Below are 8,011 nucleotides of genomic sequence, written 5' to 3' on the forward strand. Positions count from 1 at the left end.
CCTCCGCGCGGGGCGCACACCCCTGGCCGCAAGCCTCCGCTCCCGATTCCCCCTACCGGCCCCCCACCCCGTACCCGAGGCTGCTCCCTGATGCCCGCTCCCGCTCACCACGCTGAGGTCGTGTCAGCTTGATGTCCACTCACACCAGCGCGCCCGAGCGTCAGTCCTCGCCGTTACCGTCGTATGCGGGTGACGGAAGAGGGACCATGGATGACGCGGTCGGCAGATTCGGCGGTATCGGTGGAATCGGCGATACCGGCAGGCTTGACAGGCTCGGCATGGGTGAAGGGGCGTACGCAGGATGAGTCTCGGCGGCGACGACGGATACGGCGGTGACTACGAGGGCCATGAGGCGCGCCGCGGACGCGGCGCGGCCCCCGAGGGTCACCTGACGCGCACCCGCCTGCCCGAGGGCGACGGCGACCCCTACGGTCCACCCCGCCGAGCCCCCGGCCGCCCCAAGTCCAGCCGCAACCTGATCACCGTGGTCGGCGTCGTCGTGCTCCTCCTCGCGGCCATCGCCTTCGTCAACCGCGGCGACGGCAAGGACGGCGACTCCAGCAGCGGCGACACCGGCGGCACCGGCCCCGAAGCCCACCCCACCGCCCCCACGGGCGAGCGCCCGGTCGACGGCAAGAGCGCCACGATCGGCATCGCCTCGGGCTTCGCCAAGTCGGAGCAGGGCGCCCAGAGCGCGGCGGCGAACTACGCGGTGGCGCTGGGGTCCGCCGATATGTACAACCGCGACCGACGCCATGAGCTCCTTCCCCAGATCTTCACCAGCGCGGCCGCCGACCACCTCCAGACCAAGCTCGACAAGGCCTACTCCGCCACGTCCCTGGAGAGAATCGGCCTGGATGCGAACGGTAAGGCCGCAGACGGCATGACCTACGTCTCGCGCACCGCCCCTCTGGGCACCAAGATCGGCAAGTTCTCGGGCACCAGTGCGACCGTCGCGGTCTGGTGCACCGGCGTGTTCGGCACGGCCGGAGAGGGATCGAAGAACCCGGTCACCAACGACTGGTTCACCCTGACGCTCAAGCTGCGGTGGGTGAACAACGACTGGAAAACCGAGAGCTACGCGCAGAAGGCCGGTCCGGCCCCGGTCAACAGCGACCGCACCGCGTCCACGGCCGATGAGATCGCCAAGGCAGTCGAGCAGTACGGAGGGTTCACCTATGCCCGCTAGCCCCCGCCGACGTGCTCTCACCCTCGCCGGAGCCCTGGCTTCGGTGCAGACGGCCGCCGTCCTGCTGGCCAGCCGCGCCGCGGCGGCGCCCTCGCCGACGCCCACTCCGTCGAGCGGCAAGCAGGACGACTGCGACCTCCTCCTCGGTCAAGTCCGAGAGAACTGCGAAAAGGGCGGAAGCGGAGGCTCCAGCGGCCCCCCCGACCCCTCCAGCCCCCTGGACCCCGCCGCCTCCCTCGCCCGCAGCTGCGCCAAGGCCGCCTCCTGGCTCGTCGGCAAGCTCTCCAAGCTCGTCAAGGAGACGGCCAACGTCGACTTCACCAACGAGGCCTTCCTCCGCCAGTACGCCGTCGTCTTCGCCGCCTCCACCGTCCTCACGCTCATCCTCTGGCTCCTCGCCGTCGCCAAGCGCGCCATCCGCGGCGTCCCCCTCGGCGAGGCGCTTTCCGAAGCCATCGGATTCCTCTGGCTGACGGTCCTGGCCTCCGCCTTCACCCCCCTCATCCTCTATACGGTCGTCACCGCGACCGACGCCGTCACCGACGCCATCGCCTCCGGCACCGGTGCGGACAACGACGCCTTCTTCGGCTCCTTCTCCCAGGCGCTCAACCGGGACGAGGACATCGGCGGCGGCCCGATCATGCTGATCGTCGTCTCACTCGTGACGATCCTCGCCGCCGGCGTCCTCTGCCTCGAGCTCGTCATCCGCGCCGCCCTCCTCTACGTGGGCGCGCTGCTCGGCACCGCCGTGTACGCGGGCCTCGTCGACAAGAACATGTGGGGCCATGTGCGCCGCTGGGCCGGGATCATGATCGCCGTGATCCTCGTCAAGCCGGTGATCATCACCGTCCTGGCCCTGGCCGGCGCGCTCTCCACCAACGGCGACAAGCCCGACGCCTTCTCGGCCGTCGTCTCCGGCCTGTCCATCATCATCCTCGCCATCTTCGCCAGCGCGATGATCTACCGCTTCGTACCCGGCTTCGGCGATGAGATCGTCAAGGCCCGCAACGCCAGCTCCGACCCCGCGTCCCGCCAGGCCGCCGCCGTCATCAGTTCCCCCGCCGCCCTGGTGAAGCAGGGCATCAACACCCACAGCGCCCGCGGCGGAGGTGAGGCCGGCGGGGGCGGCGCAGCCCCGGGGCAGGCCAAGCCCGCCAACCCCGTCTCCGGCGGTGTGGCGGCCCACTCCACCCGCAGCAGCGGCGGAGGCGGAGGCGGGGCCTCCCCCGCGCCCGCCAGCCGCACCGGAGGCTCCGGCGGTGGCTCCGCCACGAACCGCAGTTCCGGCAACAACTCGGGAGGTGACCGGCGGTGACGATCGACGCCCAGTCGCACCCCATCGCGCCCCGTCGCACATATCTGATCGGGCGTCCCCGCCCGAACGCGATCGTCGGCAAGAACCGCGAGACCGGCGAGATCGCGCTGATCATCGCGGGGGCGTTCCTGGGCATGATGTGCGGGCTGCTGGTGCCGGTGCTGACGTTCCGCATCACCGCCCTGGTCGGCTTCCCCACCCTCGCCCTCGCCGCCGTGTACGTCCCGTACAACGGGCGGACGTTCTACCGCTGGTACGAGATCAACCGCTCCTACAAGCGCAGCGTCCGTAAGGGCACCACCGCCTACCGCTCCGGCGCCGCCGAGGCCGGCACCCGTATGGACGGCCGTGAGATCGAGGTCGGCCCGCCCCCCGGCATCGGCCGGATCAACTGGCTGGCCGCCCCCTTCGGCCCCGACGAGATCGCCGTGCTCCTGCACGCCGACCGCCGCACCGTCACCGCCGCCATCGAGATCGAGGGCCCCGGCGTCGGACTGCGCGACAGCGAGGACCAGGAGGCCCTCGTCGACCGGTTCGGCACCCTGCTCAAGCATGTGGCCAACGGCGACGGCTTCGTGACCCGGCTGCAGATACTGGCCCGCACCCTCCCCGCCGACCCCGACGCGCACGCCAAGGACGTCGAGCGGCGCGGCGACGACCAGGCCCCCAACTGGCTCAAGGACTCCTACGACCAGCTGCAGTCCATGGTCTCCACCTCCTCCGAGCAGCACCGCGCCTATCTCGTCGCCTGTATGCACTACACCCGCGACCTGGCCGCCGAGGCCCAGGCCATCGCGCGCGCCGCCCGCCACAGCAGCGGCGGCCGGCGGCTGGACAAGGACGCGGGCCTCGCCGTGGTGATGGCCCGTGAGCTGACGGACATCTGCGCCCGGCTCGCCGAGGCCGACATCCGGGTGCGCCAGCCCCTGGGGCAGGGGCGGCTGGCCTCGCTCATCCACTCCATGTACGACCCGGACCACCCCATCGACCACATCCAGGCGATGACCAAGCGGAACGCCTGGCCCGCCGAGCTGGACGCCATGGAGCCCACCTACCTCCAGGCCAAGACCCGGGAGTCCAGCACCCGCGAGCCCTGGTGCCACTCCACGGCCTGGGTGAAGGAGTGGCCCATGACGCCGGTCGGGGTCAACTTCCTCGCCCCGCTGCTCGTCCACACGCCCGATGTCATCCGTACGGTCGCCGTCTGTATGGACCTCGAGCCCACTGAGGTCGCCATCGAGCGGATGCTCACCGAGAAGACCAACGACGAGGCCGAGGCCAGCCGCGCCGCGAAGATGAACCGCACCGTGGACCCGCGCGACATCGCCGCCCACGGACGGCTCGACCAGCGCGGCGAAGACCTCGCCAGCGGTGCCGCGGGCGTCAATCTCGTCGGCTACATCACCGTGTCCTCCCGGTCGCCGGAGGCCCTTGCGCGCGACAAGCGGACCATCCGTGCCTCGGCGGGGAAGAGCTACCTCAAGCTGGAGTGGTGCGACCGCGAGCACCACCGGGCCTTTGTGAACACGCTGCCGTTCGCGACCGGCATCCGCCGATAGAGCGGGGGCGATAGAGCACACAGCAGACAGAGCGAACAGCACACCGAACAAACAGGCAGACAGAGCCGATACAGCCCATAGAGCTGATAGACACGACTGGGACGACAGGGACGATAGGGGCTCCGCCGTGGCCGATCCGATGAGCGCCATCACCGATGCGTTCACCAGCTTTCTCTTCGGAAAGGTGGAGACGACGCGGCTGCCCGTGCGCACGTCCACCGGCCAGGCCCAGGCGGTCTACCTCCCCACCGCGGCCCCCGGCCTCGGCGACTCCGGCGTGGTCATCGGCCGTGAGGTCTACTCCGGCAAGGGCTATATCTACGACCCCTTCCAGCTCTACGGCCAGCAGCTGCCGGCCCCCCACTGGCTGGTGCTGGGCGAGTCGGGCAACGGCAAGTCGGCCCTGGAGAAGACCTATGTCCTGCGTCAGCTGCGGTTCCGCGACCGGCAGGTGGTGGTGCTTGACGCCCAGGGTGAGGACGGCGTCGGCGAATGGAACCTCATCGCCCAGGAGCTGGGGATAACGCCCATCCGGCTCGACCCCATGGCGGCCCTGGACGGCGGTATCCGGCTGAACCCCCTGGACCCGGCGATCACCACGACCGGTCAGCTCGCCCTGCTTCGCACGATCATCGAGGTCGCGATGGGGCACGGGCTCGACGAGCGCTCCGGGTTCGCCCTGAAGGTCGCACACGCCTATGTCAACGAGACCGTCGTCGAGCGCCAGCCGGTGCTGACCGACATCGTGGAGCAGCTGCGCCACCCCGAGGAGGAGTCGGCGGCGGCGATGAACGTCGACATAGACGACGTACGGGCCTGGGGCCTCGATGTCGCCCTGGTGCTTGACCGGCTGGTCGACGGTGATCTCCGCGGGATGTTCGACGGCCCCACCACGGCCGGAATCGATCTGGACTCACCGCTGATCGTCTTCGACCTGTCCCATATCGATCGCAACTCGATCGCGATGCCGATCCTGATGGCCATCGTGGGCGTCTGGCTGGAGCACACCTGGATCCGTCCCGACCGTAAGAAGCGCATCTTCCTGGTCGAGGAGGCGTGGCACATCATCAACTCGCCCTTCGTCGCCCAGCTCTTCCAGCGGCTGCTGAAGTTCGGGCGGCGGCTCGGTCTGTCGTTCGTCGCCGTCGTCCACCACCTCTCCGATGTCGTGGACGGAGCGGCGGCCCGGGAGGCCGCGGCCATCCTCAAGATGGCCTCCACCCGGACCATCTACGCCCAGAAGGCGGACGAGGCACGGGCCACGGGCCGCGTCCTTGGCCTGCCCCGCTGGGCCGTCGAGATCATCCCCACGCTGTCACCCGGTATCGCGGTTTGGGACGTCAATGGCAACGTACAGGTCGTCAAACACCTGATCACCGAGGCCGAGCGGCCCCTGGTCTACACCGACCGGGCGATGACGGAGGACGGGCTGGCCGTACAGATGGCGGCCGAGGCGGAGGCCGAGGAGCGCGCCGCAGCGGCGGTCGAGGCGGCGGAGGCGGACACCTACGGCGGACCGTCGTACGGATCAACGGTGGCGTGAGATGGCAGCGGGGCAGAATCACGGCGGGCCCACGGAGCACGGAAGACCTCCGTCTGCGGAACGCGGCATTCCGGATGGCCTGCTGATCGGCGCCATCGCCCTTCTGCTGGGCACCCTCGGCCTGATGTGGTCGGCGACCGGGCTGGCCGGGCTCCTCGCCCGCGGCGCCTGGCCGGACAACCTGACCTTTATGCGCGCACCGGGGGCACTGCGCCATCTGCTGCAGGAGCCCCAAGACCTGGCGGCGGCCTGGCCCGACACCCCGAAGGGCCAGCTGTCGGGGTACGGGCTGTTCTGGGGCATCTTCATCAGCGAGCTGATGGTGCTGATCGTCCTGACGATCTTCGTGGTGGGCACGCTGGCCCGCTACCGTACGGTCCGCGCCCAGCGCCGCGTCGCCCGCGCGACCGCCCAAGCGAAGGCGGCGGAGGCCAAGCGCCCCGGCCTTACGGGCACGGGCACCGCCGAGGGCGGCGCGGAGCCCACACCCATCAGCGGTACGGGCGTTGAGACGTCCCCGAGCATCGAGACGCCGCCACCCGCTCCCGCCCCCGGAAGCGCCTCAGCGGCCGCAGGAGCGGCCCCTGCCAGACCTGCTGAGGGTCCGCCCGGCACCACCGCTCCGGACCGCCCCAGCGGGCTCCCCGCACCGGGCCCGGCCGTGGCCGTCCCCGGCCACGACGACGGCGTCACCGCGCCCGCCGCCGGTCAGCGCCACCCGGCCGAGGCCGTCGCCGCCGAAGCGGCCGCCGGAACGGGACCCGAGCCGCACCCCCACATCACCGAACAGAGAGCCAGCGCACCGGACGCCCCCACCGGGAGCACGACCACTCCCCCGGCCCAGGACGACCCGTACGCCACGCTCGACCCGACGTCCGCGCCACAGCCGCTCCCCACACCCCGCGGCGGCCCGCTGACGCCGGCCGCCCTCCCCGACGGGGAGCTGGCCCGGTCCCGTGTCCTCTTCGGCGCCCAGCGCGGGGAGTCCGCGGCCCACGCCGTCCTGGAGGCCGTCGGCCCCGTCCTCGTCGTCACCAGCGATCCCAAGCTCTGGGCCACGACCAAGGACACCCGCGCCAAGCTCGGCCCCAGCCATGTCTTCGACCCGTCCCATCTGCTCGACACCCCCGCCCGGCTGCGCTGGAACCCGGCGGCGGACTGCGGCTCCCGCGATATCGCGGCCGCCCGCGCCACCGCCCTCCTCGCCCCCGTACGGCCCATGCACGCCATGGACCGGCCGCTGGCGGAGGCCGCGGACACGATGCTCCGCTGCTGGTTGCACGCCGCCGCGGTGGACGGTCGGCCGTTCCGCCAGGTGCACCGCTGGGCGCAGGGCAGCTCGGCCCACGAGCCCGTGAAGATCCTCCGTACGCATCCCAAGGCGGCGGGCGGCGCGGCCGGCGAGCTGGAGGCCACGCTCACCGCCCACCGCGAACGCCGCGACATGGCCCAGGAGCTGATCGCCCGTGCCCTCGGCGCGCTCTCGTCGATCCACATCCGGGACGCCTGCAATCCGGGACGCGCCGACACGCTCGCACTGGAGTCATTCGTCGCCGAAGGGGGAACGCTGTACCTGATGGGCGAATCCATCGAGGATCCCCGAACCCAGCCGGGTGCGATGCCGCTGTTGACCGCACTCGCCTCATACGTGGTCGAGCACGGCCGGCGCATGGCCGAACGGTCATCCTCCGGTCGGCTCGACCCACCACTGACCCTCGTCCTGGACGACGTCGCCGCCGTGGCCCCGCTCCCGGCACTCCCCGACCTCCTCGCCCAGGGCGCGGACCAGGGCCTGCCCACACTGGCCCTGATGCGCTCCCAGGAACAGGCCCGAGCCCGCTGGCCGCACCGCTCCCTGGTGGGCCAGGAGTCGCACTGACGGCCCGCACGCCCACCGGGACTCCCGGTCACCGGTGCCCCGGGCGCGCCCTCGTCGGCCAGTCCCGCGTCATGAACGAGGATCGTCAGCTGGACGCGGTTGGTGAGGCCGAGCTTGGTCAGGGAACGGCTGATGTCCGCTACGGCTCACCGCGACCTACCGGTCGGTGAGCCCGGTCAGGCGCCCCGCGCCTCGCACCCCTTCTCCGGACACCGCGCCACGTAGGCCGCGACGCACATCACCGGCCACGCCTGGCCGACGCACCAGATCAGCAGGGCCACCGAGCACATCGTCCGATCGTGCCCACCGGGGTGTCTCTTTCGTACACAGGGGGGATGGAAATGGGAGCCGAACGCAAAAATGCCTCGGTCCCGAGTACGTAGTACTCGGGACCGAGGCTAAAGATTGTTCGGCGGCGTCCTACTCTCCCACAGGGTCCCCCCTGCAGTACCATCGGCGCTGAAAGGCTTAGCTTCCGGGTTCGGAATGTAACCGGGCGTTTCCCTAACGCAATGACCACCGAAAC

At 70.9% G+C, this 8,011-nt stretch carries 5 protein-coding genes and 1 rRNA gene; 5 read left to right on the plus strand and 1 reads right to left on the minus strand.

What is annotated here, in order from left to right:
* The first annotated feature begins 301 nt into the window (after positions 1-301).
* The 5 genes from VT50_RS29390 (at position 302) to VT50_RS29410 (ending at position 7,485) form a co-directional block, all read left to right on the plus strand.
* Positions 302-1,189 (plus strand): DUF8175 domain-containg protein, encoded by an 888-nt coding sequence (locus VT50_RS29390; protein ID WP_046089706.1) that lies wholly within the window; start codon positions 302-304, stop codon positions 1,187-1,189.
* Entirely contained in the window at positions 1,179-2,504 is a 1,326-nt protein-coding gene (locus tag VT50_RS29395) for a hypothetical protein (RefSeq protein ID WP_046089705.1), read from the plus strand. The genes VT50_RS29390 and VT50_RS29395 overlap by 11 nt, the downstream gene beginning before the upstream one ends.
* Before the next feature lie 2 nt (positions 2,505-2,506).
* On the plus strand, positions 2,507-4,063 hold the full coding sequence (locus tag VT50_RS29400; protein ID WP_046089710.1) for an SCO6880 family protein: 1,557 nt from the start codon (positions 2,507-2,509) through the stop codon (positions 4,061-4,063).
* 139 nt (positions 4,064-4,202) lie between these two features.
* Positions 4,203-5,606 (plus strand): ATP-binding protein, encoded by a 1,404-nt coding sequence (locus VT50_RS29405; protein ID WP_420822238.1) that lies wholly within the window; start codon positions 4,203-4,205, stop codon positions 5,604-5,606.
* 1 nt (position 5,607) lies between these two features.
* On the plus strand, positions 5,608-7,485 hold the full coding sequence (locus VT50_RS29410) for a P-loop NTPase family protein (protein WP_046089703.1): 1,878 nt from the start codon (positions 5,608-5,610) through the stop codon (positions 7,483-7,485).
* Positions 7,486-7,892: 407 nt separating this feature from the next.
* Here VT50_RS29410 and rrf read toward each other — a convergent pair.
* Positions 7,893-8,009 (minus strand): 5S ribosomal RNA (gene rrf, locus VT50_RS29415).
* Positions 8,010-8,011: the final 2 nt, after the last annotated feature.

Source organism: Streptomyces antioxidans, assembly GCF_000968685.2.
Taxonomy (GTDB): Bacteria; Actinomycetota; Actinomycetes; order Streptomycetales; family Streptomycetaceae; genus Streptomyces; species Streptomyces antioxidans.